At 38.7% G+C, this 18451-nt stretch carries 18 protein-coding genes; 1 reads left to right on the forward strand and 17 read right to left on the reverse strand.

The window, feature by feature from the left end:
- Window positions 1–158: 158 nt before the first annotated feature.
- The 13 genes from AA0X71_RS12660 to AA0X71_RS12720 all read right to left on the reverse strand — a co-directional run bounded on the left by AA0X71_RS12660 (window position 159) and on the right by AA0X71_RS12720 (window position 14305).
- Window positions 159–1514: an aspartate aminotransferase family protein gene (locus AA0X71_RS12660; protein WP_413355672.1), complete on the reverse strand. Its 1356-nt coding sequence runs from the start codon at window positions 1512–1514 to the stop codon at window positions 159–161.
- A 105-nt stretch (window positions 1515–1619) separates the two neighbouring features.
- Entirely contained in the window at window positions 1620–3086 is a 1467-nt protein-coding gene (locus tag AA0X71_RS12665; protein ID WP_413355673.1) for a CoA-acylating methylmalonate-semialdehyde dehydrogenase, read from the reverse strand.
- A 143-nt stretch (window positions 3087–3229) separates the two neighbouring features.
- On the reverse strand, window positions 3230–4456 hold the full coding sequence (locus AA0X71_RS12670; protein WP_413355674.1) for a Zn-dependent hydrolase: 1227 nt from the start codon (window positions 4454–4456) through the stop codon (window positions 3230–3232).
- Between the two features lie 11 nt (window positions 4457–4467).
- Window positions 4468–4677: a hypothetical protein gene (locus AA0X71_RS12675; RefSeq protein WP_413355675.1), complete on the reverse strand. Its 210-nt coding sequence runs from the start codon at window positions 4675–4677 to the stop codon at window positions 4468–4470.
- A gap of 15 nt (window positions 4678–4692) precedes the next feature.
- The gene (gene hydA, locus AA0X71_RS12680) at window positions 4693–6111 is read right to left on the reverse strand and encodes a dihydropyrimidinase (protein ID WP_413355676.1); all 1419 of its coding nucleotides are present in this window, start codon (window positions 6109–6111) and stop codon (window positions 4693–4695) included.
- Window positions 6112–6131: 20 nt separating this feature from the next.
- Window positions 6132–7415 carry an NAD-dependent dihydropyrimidine dehydrogenase subunit PreA gene (gene preA, locus AA0X71_RS12685; protein ID WP_413355677.1) on the reverse strand — a complete coding sequence of 428 codons (1284 nt, stop codon included), beginning with the start codon at window positions 7413–7415 and terminating at the stop codon, window positions 6132–6134.
- Between the two features lie 24 nt (window positions 7416–7439).
- Window positions 7440–8786 carry an NAD(P)-dependent oxidoreductase gene (locus tag AA0X71_RS12690; RefSeq protein WP_413362593.1) on the reverse strand — a complete coding sequence of 449 codons (1347 nt, stop codon included), beginning with the start codon at window positions 8784–8786 and terminating at the stop codon, window positions 7440–7442.
- Between the two features lie 118 nt (window positions 8787–8904).
- The gene (locus tag AA0X71_RS12695; RefSeq protein ID WP_413355678.1) at window positions 8905–10536 is read right to left on the reverse strand and encodes a PucR family transcriptional regulator; all 1632 of its coding nucleotides are present in this window, start codon (window positions 10534–10536) and stop codon (window positions 8905–8907) included.
- A gap of 169 nt (window positions 10537–10705) precedes the next feature.
- Window positions 10706–12004: a protoglobin domain-containing protein gene (locus AA0X71_RS12700; RefSeq protein ID WP_413355679.1), complete on the reverse strand. Its 1299-nt coding sequence runs from the start codon at window positions 12002–12004 to the stop codon at window positions 10706–10708.
- A gap of 222 nt (window positions 12005–12226) precedes the next feature.
- Window positions 12227–12391 (reverse strand): aspartyl-phosphate phosphatase Spo0E family protein, encoded by a 165-nt coding sequence (locus AA0X71_RS12705; protein WP_413355680.1) that lies wholly within the window; start codon window positions 12389–12391, stop codon window positions 12227–12229.
- Between the two features lie 165 nt (window positions 12392–12556).
- On the reverse strand, window positions 12557–13069 hold the full coding sequence (locus AA0X71_RS12710; protein WP_413355681.1) for a GNAT family N-acetyltransferase: 513 nt from the start codon (window positions 13067–13069) through the stop codon (window positions 12557–12559).
- 259 nt (window positions 13070–13328) lie between these two features.
- Entirely contained in the window at window positions 13329–13859 is a 531-nt protein-coding gene (locus AA0X71_RS12715) for a CBO0543 family protein (protein WP_413355682.1), read from the reverse strand.
- Between the two features lie 107 nt (window positions 13860–13966).
- On the reverse strand, window positions 13967–14305 hold the full coding sequence (locus AA0X71_RS12720) for a DnaJ family domain-containing protein (RefSeq protein ID WP_413355683.1): 339 nt from the start codon (window positions 14303–14305) through the stop codon (window positions 13967–13969).
- A gap of 95 nt (window positions 14306–14400) precedes the next feature.
- On the opposite strand from AA0X71_RS12720, the gene AA0X71_RS12725 reads away from it, so the two are divergent.
- The gene (locus AA0X71_RS12725) at window positions 14401–15060 is read left to right on the forward strand and encodes an HD domain-containing protein (RefSeq protein ID WP_413355684.1); all 660 of its coding nucleotides are present in this window, start codon (window positions 14401–14403) and stop codon (window positions 15058–15060) included.
- A 12-nt stretch (window positions 15061–15072) separates the two neighbouring features.
- Here AA0X71_RS12725 and AA0X71_RS12730 read toward each other — a convergent pair whose 3' ends face one another.
- The 4 genes from AA0X71_RS12730 to AA0X71_RS12745 all read right to left on the reverse strand — a co-directional run bounded on the left by AA0X71_RS12730 (window position 15073) and on the right by AA0X71_RS12745 (window position 18367).
- Window positions 15073–15588 carry a YfiT family bacillithiol transferase gene (locus tag AA0X71_RS12730; protein ID WP_413355685.1) on the reverse strand — a complete coding sequence of 172 codons (516 nt, stop codon included), beginning with the start codon at window positions 15586–15588 and terminating at the stop codon, window positions 15073–15075.
- Window positions 15589–16311: 723 nt separating this feature from the next.
- Window positions 16312–16971 carry an MOSC domain-containing protein gene (locus tag AA0X71_RS12735; protein WP_413355686.1) on the reverse strand — a complete coding sequence of 220 codons (660 nt, stop codon included), beginning with the start codon at window positions 16969–16971 and terminating at the stop codon, window positions 16312–16314.
- A gap of 18 nt (window positions 16972–16989) precedes the next feature.
- Window positions 16990–17313 (reverse strand): hypothetical protein, encoded by a 324-nt coding sequence (locus tag AA0X71_RS12740; protein WP_413355687.1) that lies wholly within the window; start codon window positions 17311–17313, stop codon window positions 16990–16992.
- Between the two features lie 139 nt (window positions 17314–17452).
- Entirely contained in the window at window positions 17453–18367 is a 915-nt protein-coding gene (locus AA0X71_RS12745) for a phosphotransferase (RefSeq protein WP_413355688.1), read from the reverse strand.
- Window positions 18368–18451: the final 84 nt, after the last annotated feature.

Consider the following 18451-nt stretch of genomic DNA (forward strand, 5'->3'; position numbering starts at 1 on the left):
CCCTCCCTGCTTGAAAAATGGTCAAGTTATTCACTAACGTTGTCATGTTTTATTACATTTTAGCGTTGATCTAATTCGATTACATTAGACATAGTGTCAAACCTTACATGGAATGAAATGAATATTGTTAGTTTTTCTCACAAAAAAAACTCCCCTCATTACATAAGGGAGTTTAATTCTTTAACTAACGTTTCGATGAGGAATTCAATGTCCTCTTGCTTTATATTTAGAGGTGGTGCAAGGGTAAGGACGTTATTAAATCCAGCTACAGTGGCTCCATTTTTTCCAATCATGATCCCCGCCTCTTTGCAACGACCCATTACCTTATTAACGAGCGCAACTTCGAGCGGCTCTTTTGTATCTTTGTTGGCGACGAGCTCTATTCCAACAAGAAGTCCTTTTCCTCTAATATCACCGACATACGGATTTTCCCTTAACTGATTAGCCAATGAGTCTTGCAAATACGCCCCTAGCTTTTTTGATCGTGCAAATAATTGCTCTCTTTCCATGATTTCTAAGTTCTTTAATGCAAGGGAACAGGCTGCTGGATTTCCTCCAAACGTATTGACGTGACGAAAGTAATCATATTGTTCCGTTCCCTTGAAAGCATCATATATTTCCTTTTTGACAGCGGTTGCCGACAATGGTAGATATGCACTTGTAATCCCTTTTGCCATCGTGATGATATCAGGTTTTACTCCGTAATTCATGTATCCAAATGCTTCTCCTGTTCGACCGAAGCCGCAAATCACCTCATCAATAATCATTAAGGCACCATGCTTTTTACAAACTTCTTCGACACCTTTTAAATAATTTTCTGGAGGCATAATTACCCCTCCACCCGTAATAATCGGCTCCATAATTACTCCAGCCATCGTTTCGCTCATTTCCCATGTCATGATGCGATCGATTTCTTGTACCGATTTCAGTTTAAGGGGGGGCGTCTTATCATCCTCTGGACAGCGATATTGATCGGGAGGGGACACCTTTAAAAATCCTGGTGCAAGCGGTTCATACTTATATTTTCTTTCCGCTTGACCTGTTGCAGCTAGTGCTCCCATCGAATTACCGTGGTAAGCCCGATAGCGAGAGATAAACTTATAGCGATGTCCCTCTCCTTTTTGCTGATGGTATTGCCGAACGATTTTAAATGCCGTCTCATTGGCTTCAGACCCACTATTCGAGAAAAATATGACGTACTCATCTTTCAGCATTTCATTCAATTTCTCCGCTAAGCGAATCGCAGGCTTATGACTTTGGGTTAAAGGAAAATATGCCATCTCTTTTAATTGCTCGTAGGCGGCTTCTGCCAGTTCCTTTCGTCCGTAACCAACATTTACACACCAAAGTCCTGCCATTGCATCTAGAAATCTTTTCCCCGTATCATCCGTGACCCACGATCCATCAGCTTTCGTAGCGATCATCGTATGAGCCGGTTGATAAGGCTTCATTGAATGCCACACATATTCTCGATCCTTCGTTTTATAATCAATATCAGGCATGATTTCGACCATTTTCCTTTCACTCCTTTAGTGAAAATGCGATATTTTTGGATTGTCGTTGGGTGTGCTGGTCTTGGTTACGGGGCTTTCAATATTCATTGCGGCTCTGCTTGAGCTTCAATAATCAAATCGAGACGTAACCATTTTTTTCTTCGTGTAAAAATTAACGCCATCTTTGCCATTGACATGGAGGTCGCCATAAAAGGAATCCTTCCATCCTGAAAATGGGAAAAAGGCCATTGTTGCTGGGACTCCAACATTAATACCCAGCATGCCCGCTTCTGCTTCCTCTCGAAACTGTCTTACTGCACGAGCATCTTTTGAATAGAGCGTTGCCCCGTTTCCATAGCGGGACATCCTTATCAATTCTAAGCTTTCATCTAAATCGCTAGCTCGTAAAATACTGAGAACAGGAGCAAATATTTCCTCCTTAGCAATCGTCATTTTCGGTGTTACATGATCGAAAATGGTGGCACCAAGAAAATAGCCTTCTGGTAACTTTTCCATTTCCGTTCTTCCGTCACGAATTAAACACGCTCCTTCTTCAAGACCCGTTTCAATATAGTCAAGTACTTTTGCCCGATGAGATTCACGAATAACTGGCGTAAGCAATACTTCTTCGTATAAGCCGTTACCAATCACCAGTTGATCCGCCTTTTTCTTCAGAGCTTCAACAAACTCTTCACCTTCTCCAACGAGAATGACCGCACTACATGCCATACATCTTTGTCCTGCGCTTCCAAAAGCAGAACTAATAATATTCTCAACAGCCTTTTCCATATTGGCATCTGGCATCACAACATGATGATTTTTCGCACCTGACAAAGCTTGCACTCTTTTTCCGGCAGCTGCTGCCCGTTCATACACATACTTTGCGACCGGCTGGGAACCAACAAAGGAAATCGCCTTCACATCTGCGTGTTCGAGAAGTCCATTTACTACATCATGTGCTCCATGAACGATATTTAGAACTCCCTTTGGCCCACCTGCTTTTGTAAAAAGTCGAGCTAGTTCATTTGCAAGCAGCGGTGTTCGCTCAGAAGGCTTTAATACGAACGTATTGCCACAAGCGATGGCTAACGGAAACATCCATAACGGCACCATCATTGGAAAATTGTAAGGAGTAATGCCGCCGACAACTCCTAATGGAAAACGAAACATTTCGGAATCAATTTCCGGTGCAATGGTCGATAAAGTCTCACCCATTAATAGCGTTGGTGCTCCTGCTGCGAACTCGACACACTCTATCCCACGTTGAACTTCGCCATATGCTTCCTTATATGCTTTGCCATTTTCCTGAACAATAAGCTTTGCTAGCTTTTCATGGTTTTCGGCTAACAGATAGTGATAGTTAAATAGAATTCTAGCTCGCTTAGGTACTGGCATACCTTTCCAAGCTAAAAAGGCTTTTTTTGCCTCAGCTACAGCATGATTTACATCCTCTTTTGTCGATAATGGGACTTTTGCCACCACTTCACCGCTAGCCGGATTTATGACATCAGAAAATTCATTACTTTGTACTTCAACCCATTCCCCACTAACAAAATTCTTTAATATTTCCGTTTCCCTTTGAAGTAAATCCATTCATTCACCCACCTCATTTATATTTCTCGCTCAAGATACCTAACGTAGTTCCATTATCTGTGAAATAGAACAAACATACATTAGACATCCTGTAAAATCGTTCTCCTTTTTCACAAAAAAAAATCTACTAAAATAGTAGATCATTACAGTGACAGCACCGTTTCCAGTAATACATTGACGCCTTTTTCACAGTCCTCCCAAGTGGTGAGTTCTTCTTCACAATGACTTTTTCCATTAATGCTTTTGACGAAAATCATCACACTCGGAAGAAAGCTTGCGAAAAACTGTGCATCATGACCGGCTCCACTGTCCATTCGTTTATACGGAAAACCTAAAGATTTACAAGCCTCCTCAACCTTGTCACACAATTCCTCATTGAAAAAAACGGTTTGGCGATCCCAAAGTTTTTCAGCTGTAATGGTGCAGCCTTCATGGTCAGATATTTCTGGCAAGGCTAAAATAATCTCTTCGACCTTTTGGATGATGGCTGGGTCCTTATGCCTTGCTTCCAGGGTGAAGACCACTTTATTTGGGATAACCGTATGGATATTAGGAAAAGCATTGATTCGACCCATCGTAAATACTAAAGCACTATCTAATGTACGTAGCTTTGAACGTGCTTTTACAATCATGTTCGTGGCTGCGAAAAGAGCATCCTTTCGCATATCCATTGGTGTTGTTCCGGCGTGGTCTGACTCCCCTGTGACGACAAATTCATAGCAGACCATTCCTAACACACTTTCCACAACGGCTACGGATAAGTTCTCCCGTTCCAAAATTGGACCTTGTTCTATATGTATTTCTAAGAATGCGGTCGCTTCTTTAATCCTCGCCTCTATTTCGCCCACATAGCCGATTTTATTTAACGCTTCTTCGAAAGTGACGCCATCTGTATCTTTCTTTGCTAACATCATATCCTTATCAAATTTTCCAGAGAGAACACCAGATGCCATCATCGAAGGTTCGAATCTCGCTCCCTCTTCATTGGTAATATTCATTACGGCAAGTGGAGCACTCGGCTTCACGTTATTCTCTTTCAAAGTTCTAGCAACCTCTAAACCTGCTAAAACACCTAATGCTCCGTCAAATCTCCCTCCTTTTTTAACGGAATCTAAATGAGAGCCAATGACGATCGGTGGCTTTGAAGGATCCACACCTTCCATCGTTGCATAAATATTCCCCATATCATCCACCTTCACGCTCATCTCGAGCTCATGACAGCATTTGCAAAAATAATCTCGTGCCAATCGGTCTTCCTCTGTCAACGCTAACCTTGTTACACCTCCTCTTTCTGTTCGCCCAAAATTGGCAAATTCCTCAATCGTATTTTTTAACCGTTCTCCGTTTATAAGAAGCTTTTGTTTTTCCATCTTCATCCTCCTTATTTTTGATGCTGCTGGATTACCTTAACGGAAAAATACTTTCGCCCTTCAGAGGTTAAGACATGGAGTGTCTCACTTTCCCCCTTCCCTCGTATAAATTCGACCATCGCTCCATACAAATTTTCCTCGACATGGGCGATTTTGTACCCTTCGTCGAATAAATAATCGATTCGACTCCGTTCCTGTAAATATTGCTGGTAATCCGACATAAAGCTTCCTCCCCTCTATAGTACGATTGAATCCACTTCCTTTACATTTTTCTCCTTTCCATATTTTGCACGCTTTAAATATTTACCAGCACCAACACGACCCACAAATTGCTTGTTGCGAATAACAAACTCGCCTCGGGATAATACAGAAACGGGCTCGCCCGTCACCTTTATCCCTTCAAATGCATTATAATCAACCGCCATATGATGTGTATTAGCAGAAATCACACGCTCAACTGATGGATCAAAGATGACGATATCAGCATCTGCCCCAACTGCGATCGTTCCCTTTTTCGGGTACAGTCCAAAAAGCTTGGCGGCCCTAGTTGACGATAAATCAACAAATTGGTTTAAGGAGATTCTTCCTTTTGCCACACCTTCTGAAAACAAAATACTGACCCTATCTTCAATGATCGGTCCACCATTTGGGATTAAGGAAAAATCATCTTTCCCTAACGTCTTTTGACCATTGAAATCAAAAGAACATTGATCAGATCCAATCGTTTGCAGTGTGCCTGATTTCAATGCATTCCATAGCACTTCCTGATTCCATTTTTCACGTAAAGGAGGTGACCACACATATTTCGCTCCTTCAAAGTCAGGTTTTTCTAAATACGTTTGATCAAGCACTAAGTATTGGGGGCATGATTCACCCCATATATCAACACCATTACTTCTCGCTTCAGCAATTTTTCTAGCAGCTTCAGCACAGCTCACATGAACGACATAAAGCTGGGAATCTGCTAATGCAGTTAAAGTCGCCGCTCTACCAGTCGCTTCACCCTCTGCTTCAGGTGGCCTTGTTAACGCATGATAAATCGGCTCCGTGTTCCCTTCTGATAACGCTTTTTTGACTAAATAATCGATCACATCACCATTTTCAGCATGGACCATCACAAGTGCCCCAAGCTCTTTTCCAGCAATCAAGGTTCGGAATAATGTTTCATCATCGGCTTGAAAGACATTTTTATAGGCCATAAAAACTTTAAAGGAAGTAATTCCTTCCTTCTCAATTATTTTAGGGAGTTCATTTAAGACTTCCTCATTGGTTTCGACAATTTGAAGATGAAAACTATAATCAATTACCGCTTTACCCTCGGATTTTGCATGCCATGTATCAATCGCACTTTGTAAGGTCTTCCCTTTACTCGTTAAACAGAAATCAATGACCGTTGTTGTACCCCCAAATGCAGCTGCTATCGTACCCGTTTCAAAGTCATCCTTCGTGACCGTACCTCCAAAGGGCATGTCAAGATGGGTATGTGGATCGATTCCTCCTGGAAAAAGATAACAACCATCTGCATTGATTACTTCTGCACCGTCTGTTGAAAGATTCATTCCAATTTGCGTAATAACTCCATTTTCCATACATACATCTGCTTCATATGTATCACTGGCCGTTACGATAATGCCATTTGTAATGATTTTCTTCATATCTTTCCCTCCTAAAAAAATTATTTCACTACATCTATCTGACATGCTATAGCTCCAAGTGCTGCTTGTCGTTCATTCCAAGTCATGGGTGGTAGCTGACTCGGTAATTCCACCATATCAATCGCACCGTCTACAGGACAGACGATGGAGCATAAATTACAACCTACACAATCCTCTTCCCGTACTTTTAAACTCGGGGTTCCTGACTGATCCGTAAGTCGATCAATACATTGGTGAGATGTATCCTCACAGGCGATATGGCACTTATTACAATTAATACAAACATCATTGTTAATTCGCGCAACCACTTTATAATTTAGGTCGAGATCGCCCCAATCAGAATATTTCGGAACGGCTTTACCAACTAGGTCTTGTACAGAAGCAATCCCTTTTTCATCTAAATAGTGATTCAGCCCTTCTATCATATCTTCAACAATCCGAAAGCCATGATGCATGGCAGCGGTACAGACTTGGACGCCAGTCGCACCCATAAGCATGAACTCGATTGCATTTTCCCAGTTTGATATTCCACCTATGCCAGAAATTGGGACATTAATTCTTGGATTTCTCGCACATTCGCCGACCATATGAAGGGCAATTGGTTTCACCGCTGGTCCACAGTAGCCTCCATGAGCGCCTTTTCCTGCGACATGGGGAATCGTATTCCAAGAATGAATATCAACACCTGCTAAACTATTAATCGTATTGATCATGCTGATCGCATCCGCTCCACCTTGACATGCTGCTTCAGCGGTTGCTGTGATGTCCGTTATATTGGGAGTGAGCTTGACGATGACAGGTGTTTTGGCGACTTCCTTGACCCAATAGGTTTGCTTTTCTACAAGCTCAGGTACTTGCCCAGAAGCCGCGCCCATTCCCCGTTCTGCCATTCCGTGGGGACAGCCAAAGTTTAATTCGAGCCCATCTACGCCAATTGCTTCGACTTTTTTTACAATCTCATGCCATTTTTCCTGCTTTGGTTCTACCATGAGTGAGGCAATAATTGCGTGATTAGGGAATCTTTTCTTTGTTTCATAGATTTCCTTTAAATTTACTTCAAGCGGTCGATCCGTTATTAATTCAATATTGTTAAAGCCAGCAACTCTTTGCCCATTAAAGCTTACCGCCGCAAATCGCGAAGACGTATTGATAATAGGGTCTCCCAGTGTTTTCCATACAGCTCCTCCCCAGCCTGCCTCAAAAGCACGTTGGACCTGGTATCCTGAATTCGTTGGAGGTGCCGAGGCAAGCCAAAAAGGATTCGGGGATTTAATACCTGCTAAATTTATCTGTAAATCTGCCATTATGAACCTCCTATCCTTGTATTCTCAAACTGTTTCCATCACGGGACTTAATATCTTATGCATCGCATAAGCACTTTCCTTTCCCTGTTGAGCAGCCGAAACAACCATCGCTTCACCTTGCCCTTTACCAAAAATGACATCCCCACAAGCAAAAACTTTCTCATTGGATGTCTGGTACGTGTCGGGATTAATGTTCACAACTCCTCCATCATGAGCAATCTTAAATTGCTCAATCAACTCAATATACCTCGATTGACCAATTGCCTTAATGACTGCATCCACATCAAGAATAAATTCAGAACCATCAATTGGAACTGGCCGACGTCTTCCGTCTTTATCTGGTTCTCCTAAGGTCATCTTTATACACTCCAGTCCAGTCACCTGTCCTTTTTCATTTCCGATCAGTTTCGATGGAGTCGTAAGCCAGCGGAATTCAACACCATCTTGTTTCGCAAATTCATATTCAAAATCATAAGCACTCATTTCCTCAATTGTACGGCGATAAACGATTTTTACATTTTCAGCACCCATACGTACGGAACAAGTGGCCGCATCAATTGCTGTGTTTCCGGCTCCAATAACGGCTACCTTTTTCCCTACAAGCCAATCTGAAATAGGCCTTATTTTTGTTTTTTTTACAAAATCAATGGCATCATACACTCCATCCAATTCCTCTCCATCTATCCCCAAATCAGGAACATTTGCCATTCCGATCGATAATAAAATGGAATCGTAATTCATAAGTAGTTCTTCTACAGGAACGTCCGTACCTACTCTTGTATTGGTCCGGATTTCAACATCCAAGCTTTCAATTTGTTTGACCTCCCAATAGGAAACGGACTGGGGAAGCCTGAAGGAAACAATTCCATACATATTTAATCCACCAGCCTTTTCCTCTGCTTCAAAAATGGTTACTTCATATCCAAGTAGGGCGAGTTCTCTAGCGGCGGATAAGCCAGCTGGACCTCCCCCGACAATGGCAATTGATTTGCCGTTTTTCTTTCCTTGCTTAAACAGTTGTTGTTGATTTTGAATAGCCCAATCGGTCGCATAGCGTTGAAGACTCCCAATCATAATCGGCTTCGTTGCATGGTTTAACACACATGCCCCCTCACATAATTCTTCTGTTGGGCAGACACGAGCACAGCTCGCACCAACAGGATTTGCCATCATAATCGTTTTTGCAGAACCCCTTAAATTACCAGAGGCAATTTTTTTTATAAAAGTAGGGATATCTATCCCTGTCGGACAGGCTTGAATACAAGGAGCATCATAGCAATAGAGGCAACGATTTGCTTCTTCTATTGCTTCTCTACTTGATAGTCCCGGACTAACCTCTTCAAAGTTTGCGGTTAAATCTTCATATGACATTCTTTTTAGACTACTCAAATTGCCGTCCTCCTTTTTGCGGAAAATTTATATTTTTCTGATAATAATTAGTATAGAGACAGAACATTTTTGCTTCAATGGACATAATGTAAAATCGTGTCTAAAGAATCGCTTTAAGATTCACGCCCTTTTTATCATTCGTATTTAAATATTGATAAGCATAAAGAGCGAACTCAATGGCCGTTCGTTTAAAAGGCTCCATAAAATCAGCACCGAGCAGATCCTTTAACTTATCAAGACGATGATATAAGGTTTGCCGTACGACAAAGAGTTTTTTTGCTGCCTCTTTTTTAGATCCATTTGACTCTAAAAAAACAGCCAATGTTTTTAAAAGTTCGCTATTATGATTTTTGTCATGCTCAATAACCACACCAATGTATTCAAACATATAATCTTCTAACTGTCCGTATTTGTCCATCGAGGACACAAGACGAAAAATATGTAAGTTCTCGTAGAAAATTTCAGTTGTCATCTGTAACTTGTTCTGTATTTGTAGGGATTCCTTAGCTGTTTGAAAGCTTTCTGAAAGGCGATGAAGTTTCGTTGTGTATTTGCCAACTCCAAATGTAGGGGATGTATGTTTAAATAATTCTGTTTGAAGGATTTGATTAATAGCCTGACTGGTTCGATTTTTCCAATGTTCGTCTCTAAGATTTAATAGGATGAAATACAATTCCTTCTGTTCATCCACTGTATATAGATACAAACCAAAGTTCTGAAAAATATTTCGAAAAATCGTTTTATAGTAAGAATAGGTTGATTCATCTATGCTTTCACTTAACTCACATACACAAACGGTCGCACCTATTGGCGTAACAGCTGGTGTGATCGATTGCAGATTTTTATCAATTTGTTCTGTTGAAAGCTCTCCGTCCAACCATTCTTTAATCCACTGTCTCTCCTTATATTTATTCTGCTCTTCCACATAGAAAATACGTAATAAGTCTTGAGAAATAGCCGTTGCACAGCGGTCTAAAACGACTAAATCAACTTCACTTACGACTTTATCCTGTGGAAAAATAATTAGTTCTGCAAATTTATGGCCAAGCGTTTGAATCGATTGACCTGCATAGACACCACTAGGAATTTGAAACTGTTTATTTTGATTTACGATTCGTTCTTTTTTGTGGGATTCGACTAACTTTAAATAATATTCTTGTTCCATTTTCCTTAAAACTGGTGCAAAAATGACTTCGTCTCTATTTTTCGAAAGATAAACCACTTGTACGTTCAAGTGTTCATATAATAGATTTAATACTCGCTTAAAGGCGTTCGGTAATAGTAATGTCTGATTGAGCTTTCTCGAAAACTCTTCTAAATCAGTAAGAATTTTATATTGATTATTCATCAGGTACATATTTATAGATTGGGTAATGTCGATGAACTTCACTTCACGATGAAAGATAATAATCGGAAAATGATGCTCATTCGCTAACTCAATCATTTCAGAAGAAATTTCATGCCTATATTTACAAAGCTCTACACATAGCCCTGATGCTCCTTCATCAATTAATTGTTGTAAATAATCGATTTCTTTTTCGCGAGAATCCCAGCTTACCCCGGTTGAAAGGATTAATTCATTACCGTTCAATAGGGAGCCTATTTCTGGTACGTCCATCACATGAACCCATCTTACGACCCGTTCCAATCCTTGTTCACCAGCAATCACTGATGCTTCTGAAAAACAAGGGTTCTCCAACAGTTGACGAATAGTTAAGGCAAAAGCCCCCATCTTATAACCTCCTTACAAATCCTTACTTAATGTTAGTAAAGGTAACACACTTTATTTCTCTCTTCTATTCTATTGTTAGATTTTCTACCATTATTTTTAGGAGTGCGTTTCCATATTTAAACAAAAAAAGATTACAATCCTTTTTTTTTAGAATTGTAATCCTTATTATTTATCCTATTTTCGACACTTGATTTAGTTTCTCAGCAGATGCTGCAACATGCTCAGTCGCTTCACCCATTTCTTCCATTACTTTAACGAGTTCTTCCATTCGTTCATCCATTACGCCAAGATTATTCTCATTTTCCTCAATTGAATAACTGATCGATTGGAAGGTTTCATTCGTATTATTAGAAGACTGTGATCCTTTTTGGACCGTCTCTTCTACTCTCGTTAGCACTTCCGTTACCTTAGCCGTAAAAGTCTGGGAATCAACAACTAATTGTTGAATGTTTCCGATCGAGTTTTTCGTTTGCTCCGCCAGTTTTTTAACTTCTTGGGATACGACAGCAAAACCTTTTCCATGTTCTCCTGCACGTGCTGCTTCAATGGCTGAATTTAAGGCTAAAAGATTGGTTTGATCGGCGATCGCATGAACGAGTTCAACTACTTTACTTATTTTTTCCGATGAGTCTTCCAATTGTAGGACCGTTTCTCTCATCGATTGAGTATCACTTTCTATCTCTTTCATACTACTAACTAGTGTAGTGAGCAACCCCTGACCTTCTTGTACCTCTTCGTGTATCTTTTTCGCCTTTTCATAGCTATCTACAACTAATCGACTGACATCATGACTATTTGATATGAGGGATTCTACGGAGGCATTGGTTTCTTCTGAAACCGAAATCAGACCATCGCTCACTTCTAGAATACGTTTTTGCAAATCCTTTTGTCCTTCTAAAAAAGTTGACTCGAGCTTTTGATCATTTTCTTGATTATATGCTTCTAGAACTAACTGTTGTTCCAAGCTCAATAATTTTGTAATAGCACCCCAAATCTTCTTGAACTCTTCTGGTTCTGTTATGTGTTCAAAGATGACGTGAAATAATGAATGGTGTAAATTTTGAAAAGCCCCCATGTACCATGACGGATTGAGACCAATTCGATAGTGAACCTTCGCCACAATAAGACGATTCTGGATAAATGGTTCATCGATGATTCCATCAAATAATTCAACCAGATGGACATGAAGTGTCTTCCTTAATCGTTCAATACTACTATTATCTTCAATGATTTGCTTTAACTCTTCGACTTGTAAGATGGTCTCATAAAAATCGTTTACAAGCGTCTCAATGTGGCCTTCCACCAAAGGCTTAACATATGCGACCGAATGTAAATCATCTTTCGTCAACTGGAGCATTTTCACCTTTTGACTAACAAGCGGATGAGAAACAATCGTCCTCTCGGAAATAGGTTCTTCATTTCTCCAACTCTTCTTTTTCCCTGCTTTTCCCCTACGATGTCTAAACACGCTCAATCTCCTCCAAATTGTCTCTATTTAAATATCTCTCTATTTATTAAATATTTAGTTGTATATTCCATAGTACTACGATTTATAACAAAATAACATTAATAAATTGATTCGAAAGTACTATATTTTTTCGTCCCACTTTATGTAAACATTATTATTTTGTCTTCATAAAAAAGAGGCATCCAATTTGTCAGTTAATCTGACTCAATCGGAAACCTCAAGTTATTTTTTCAAACATTGGTGTTTATATATTAATTGATCCAGCTGTTGACTGAATTTTATTGTTTCTGAATTTAAAAGCCCTTTACGATACCCTGAAACAACCATTTTAGTTCTTAGCATTTCAAGATCCCTGAATAATTCTCTATTATTGACCTCTATCTTCACTGACAAATCCTCCTAAACAAATTCCAATATATAGAGATTATGCCCTATTATCATCAAAAAAGGAATTGATTCGTCAAATTATCTGACATAGAATTTATTAAGGAATGAGGGTATGTTTCATGACGTGTCAGCTCTTCCTCTTTTTCATCTTTAATAAGTTAACAATCACTTCCATTCCTCATCTAAAATAGAGTAAAAATATTCATCCCACCACCCATCACCATGGGGGATACACTTCTTAAAATACCCTTCCCGTCTCATTCCTATTTTCTCCATAACCCGATAGGATGAAATATTCTCAGGTTGACAGGTTGCGATAATTCGATGGAGCTTTAGTAATGTAAAACCATAATTTAACATGGCATAGGCAGCCTCTGTAGCATAGCCTTTATTATAATAATTAGGATTGAATACCCATCCGATCTCGTATGTATGCTCTCCAAAATAACGAAAGAAAGCAATATGTCCAATAAGATCATTACTTTCCTTTAAAATCACAGGAAATTTTTGAGCAGTTTCTCCTCTGTTTTCTTGAAGAAAATTTTTTGCATCGGCTTCTGAAAAAGTACCTTCAGGAATGTACTTCATTACTTTTCTATTTGAAGTATATTTCCATACTTCTTCCCAATCTGTCGGCTTGAACTCTCGAATTACTAAACGTTTTGATTCAATATACATGTTTAACCTCTCCGTATATTAGGTGATTCACTTTCCTTTAAACTTTGGCTAAAAGGATTTGATAAAGAAGAAGAAATACTTGAGGATTTCTTGTTAAGCTATGGCTATTGCGATGATCCACCAATGGGATTAGATGAATTTCTATTTCATTTTCGAATTTTCACCAAGGTAAAAGAAAATCTTGCCACGTTTCATAATTAATTAATCGGATGGCTCGTCCAATCGTCTCATTCGGCGAGTCATCCAGTCCTCAATTTAATTAACGAAAAACCGTTGAAGGAACGTCGAACCAAATCCATAAAAAGATGATAAAACAAACGGACAGAATCCATGCGAAGGGTGGTTTCTTAAAATGAATCCATAACACAAGAAACATCACAATGTTAAATAGTACTGACCACCATATATTCCAACCATTGAAATGCTTAATAAATTTAATATGTACATCGATTACTTCGTTTATTGAATAAAAGAATACCCAACCTGCAAAATACAAAAACTGTTTCAATTTACTGTTTTGAGGGAAATTTGCTAAATAAATGAGAACAGTCGCTGGATACTTTATGTACATAATAATTAATGAGATGTGCGAACTGGCAAAACCGACACTTTTATCTAGGTTTAACGGGGTATACTTCCACATCGGGAAAAAATCGGATAATAGGTACAAATAGATAAAATCTCCCATAATAAAAAAGAGAATTGTCGAATAATATCTTTCCCAATTTCGCCAGTCTCCCCATTTCCATAAAGCTAGTAGCCATAGGAAAGCATAAATGATACTACTCATGCAAATTCTCCTAATCCAATATTTGTTAATTCCATTTTATAACATCAGATTAGATTTGTAAATATTTTCTATTTATTAGGAAATCCTCACTCTTTTTAGACTTTTTTTCACCACTCTCTTTTTGCTTCTTCTATCCTCTCAAATTGAATGGTTGGCTTTTGCATGGGAAGAGGACAGACTTTATTATAAGCTTTGATTTTTTTATTAATCACCTTAACCTCCGCTTCCTTTGTACATGCTTGGACAAGAGCGGAGATTTCCTTTTGCAGTTTGAGCCAAGGGGGTAAGAAACCTGAATCCTTCGCTATTTTTTGAAAATGTTGAAAGGTGTTCATGCTTAAATAATCTTTCGGAATTGGCTTGCCTTTCCATTTTCCTTGGTAATTATCCTTTTCTCCTGAACGTTCTAATATTTCACCAATCAAGTCATTGTATTTTCGTTCCATTTTTACCTCCTTAAGCTCTTCATATCTATTTTTTCCCTCTCGCATAGAGAGCATAGACATGATATCCTTTTATAGTAAGATTATATTTCTAGTAGGTGATTCGGTTGGATAAAGAAAAAATGATTAAATTGACAAAAGAATATGTATACAATGAATTACATAACGATAATAGTGGACATGACTGGTATCACATTGCTCGAGTAACCGCAATGGCTAGAACGATTGCAATTGAAGAGCAGGCTGACTCGTTTATTTGTGAAATGGCAGCACTTCTCCATGATATTGCGGATGAAAAATTAAACCTGACAGAAGAAGTAGGACTTCAAAAAGTCATAACCTGGTTAAATTCCATCAGGATGGACGACTCTACCATCCAAGAAATCATTACTATCATTTCTACTATGTCTTTCAAAGGCGGCGGTCAACCTGAAATGGCTTCGCTTGAAGGAAAAGTCGTCCAAGATGCGGATCGTTTAGACGCAATTGGTGCGCTCGGGATTGCAAGGACCTTTGCCTATGCAGGATCAAAAGGTGAACTAATCTATGATCCAGCCCTCAAACCACGAGAAAACATGACCAAGGAAGAATATCGGAATGGACAATCTACCGCCATTAATCATTTTTACGAAAAATTATTAAAGCTTAAAGAAAAAATGAATACAAACTATGCAAAACAGCTCGCTGAAGATAGACATCGCATAATGGAACAATACTTGGATGACTTCTTCAACGAATGGAAAAATGGAACTGAGTAAAAGCAACTGCTATTATACAGTTTGATTACACACGGATGAAATATGGGCAAGATGATGTTTCCCATGCCATGAGTACAACCCAATATTTTTGCCGATCGATACTTCCCCTAATTCTGGATGGATAAACACTCGATTTAGCTCATCAAAAGATAGACTGCGGAGCAACACGACGAATCGATGATGAAGGGATTCTAACAGATTTAAAGATACGTCTATCGGCTCATTGCTATCAGATAATTCCGCCCAGCTATCTTGATCATATGGCTTAATCATTGGTTTATCTTCTGTAAGAGCTAATTTCAAGCGAATGTATGCATTCATATGGCTATCTGCTAAATGATGGACGACTTGCCTTACAGTCCACCCACCTTTTCGATATGGAGTATTAAGTTGCTCTTCCGTTACATATAGAAGGACTTCTCGCAATAGGCGAGGTAATTCTTCGATTTCCTCAATACAATCCGTAATACGTTCAGCTGTCATTTCTTCATTAAAATTAAATTTTCCTATTGGAAATCTTTCATCCATGCCAACACCTCCTCCCTTTAGAATTCGATTATCCATCCTCTAATCCCTTTTCTTTTCGAGAAATTAAAACAAGGCGTTCTAGATTAATTCCAGAACGCTAAAAAGTTATAAACCCTTCATAAAAATCACTACCATCAACAATATAATTATGCCAATCACGAAAAATGGACCGAGGCCTGAGCTAAAAACGATATACACTTTTATATATTTAATCGCCAATACAATAAGGAATATAACCAAGAAAATGCCTAAGAACAAAACGATGGGCATATTTCTGTTTCTTCTCAACACGCATTCAGCCCCTTATGGAAGCTTATTTTTTTGTGCATTGGGCAGGAACAGCCTTAATCATCCATATGTACTGTAGATCTTGTATTATTCATATAATCGAAAAAGGACCCTCGCACTGATAAAGGGTCATTCAAAGGAATCAAAAAGCTATTTTAAAATCGGCGCTATTGTATCAATGCGGTTCGTGAGCAAGTAATGTAAGGTCACGATTTTGTCCCTTTAAAAACAAGGACATGTTATTGAGATAGACAAAAAGAATGACCAATTAGATGACAACCGCAACGATTTTCCATTTCTTTTTCTTTCTGTGTTTCATTACAGTATACGTCCTTCCAAGATGTCATGAACTGTAGTTCCCATCTAGGTATTAAAAACAGTTATTGTTGTTGAATATCGGTTACAAACTCTATATCATTCTCTATACTAATTCGTCTACTCCTTATCCTTGCCTTCATATTGTTTAACAAATCCTTTTCTTATGCTTTCCGATAATGCATCAACTGTTAATACTCTTTCTAACTTATCTTTATTATATTTATCAAAAAATTTCACATCATTTATCATCGCTACCGAAACTTTCCCAGGATCACGTTCCAATAAAACTAAAGGATCACCTGGTTTTACATACCCCTCTTTTAATACACGGAAAAGGAAACCGGTATAACCAGTATCTCTCATTCTCACTACCATATCTGGAACTTCATATTTGGCAGCGAGTTTATAACAAGGATTGCGAGGCTCTGAAACTTGGATGATCGCCTCGCCAAAAGTAAATGTATCACCAATGCATGCATTCTCTTCCGTTAATCCTTCCACTGTTATATTTTCTCCAAATAATGCTGTTTCACTGAAGTGATGGACAATATCCCGCCAATAAGGATAATGATCATATGGATATAGACAAAGTGCCTTGTCTTCTCCACCATGGTGTTCGTATGCATGTTCATCATGGCTTAGCCCTGTTTTACTTAAAAAAATCGCTTCAGTAACAGGTTCTTTTCTAATAGCGGACTCAAATGTTCGCTTTCCATAGGTTAATGTCTCAATTCTCCCTACATTTAAAGACTTGATTTCGTACGTCTGATTTTCCATTTTGATTCTCCTTTAATTTCAATTATGAATTCCCTGCATGAATAGATAACTTGCAAAGTAAGCAATACTTGTCACGCCAAATAGCCAGTATATCCCAGGGGTCAAAAGAAGATAGAAACTAATTGGCAGTGACCATATAAAAGTAACAAGCATCATCATTTTTTTATTCTTTAAAGCGGCAAAACACGCTAAAAGAGCTGGTAAAGCAAGCATGACAAACGTAGTAAGAACGGTGTCTCCACTAGTTTGAGTAGAATAAAGATTGAAGAAATTTAATGATATCCACAAAACAAATGAGAGTATTCCTGCAACAAATCCGATAAAACGAGAGGCATTTGTCATTAAAATTCACTCTCCTACCGCTTTGATATTCGCTATTTTCTCTATCAATCTATCCACATCTCGTTGATGATTTATGACAACAACTTCCAACTGAACCGATAATTTGAATCTTTTCCACATTTCTCTCAAACATCTAAACTCACTCTTCCAATGCTAGATTTAAAGAGCAAAGACAATCGTCTACTAACTCCATATCTTCTTGATCATGAGCATACAAAAGAAGTAGGACATACGTGTATATGGCTTTAAATCGAGCTAATTTCTTAATCTCTTCACTTACATTTCCATACAACTGAAAAAACAGCTCTCGACCCTCTAGTGGTAGAAAACTATATACAATTGAAAGATCAATTGCTGGGCTACCGATATGTACATCCCCCCAGTCAAGAATTGCGGATATTTCCCCGCGATCATTTACGAGCATATTACGAATATGTAGATCTCCATGTACAAGTGTTTTTGTCATATCACTTAATGGCCCATCAACAGTTGTTAAAGTTCGGATTATTAAATCCCTTTGTTGTTGGTTTATAAAGCTTTTTCCTGTAAGAGAAATGACTCTCTCCTCAAGCAACGGTTTCCTCTTATGAATATCCATTCTTCCCAGCTTATCATAAGGGATTCCCAGTTCCACAACTTGTTGTAACGGAAAATCGTGAAGTTTCCGCAAAAACAGGGCTATTGGCTTCGCTGACAAAACTCGCTGTTTTCTTGTTAATTTTGATGGAACTTTCCCTTTTAGAATTTCATATCCACTAAAGGACCATCTATAATCGTCGTGAGGTTTTCCAATGAATTGTGGATTTGGGATCTGCAATGGCAGTATTGGAGCAATCTTTGGTAAAAGGCGATTTTCCATCTTGATCAATTCCCCAGCAATTTCTCTTCTTGGAAATCGAAAAACATATCGATCATTGATAAGAAAAGCCGTATTATCAAAACCTTCTGCAAATATTTTGATTTGCACAATTTCCAGTTTTGGAAACTGCAAAGAGATCAAAACTTCTGCTTCTTCTTCAGTCATCACTTTCTCTGGACTCCAAAATGGATTCATTTAATCCCCCTAAATTCCCGAGTGAATTTCTAAAATCTACCGTATTTTCCACTATCATATCAATATTTACCGATTTCTCCTAGT

The sequence above is a fragment of the Robertmurraya phoenicis genome, assembly GCF_047302285.1.
Lineage (GTDB): Bacteria > Bacillota > Bacilli > Bacillales > Cytobacillaceae > Robertmurraya.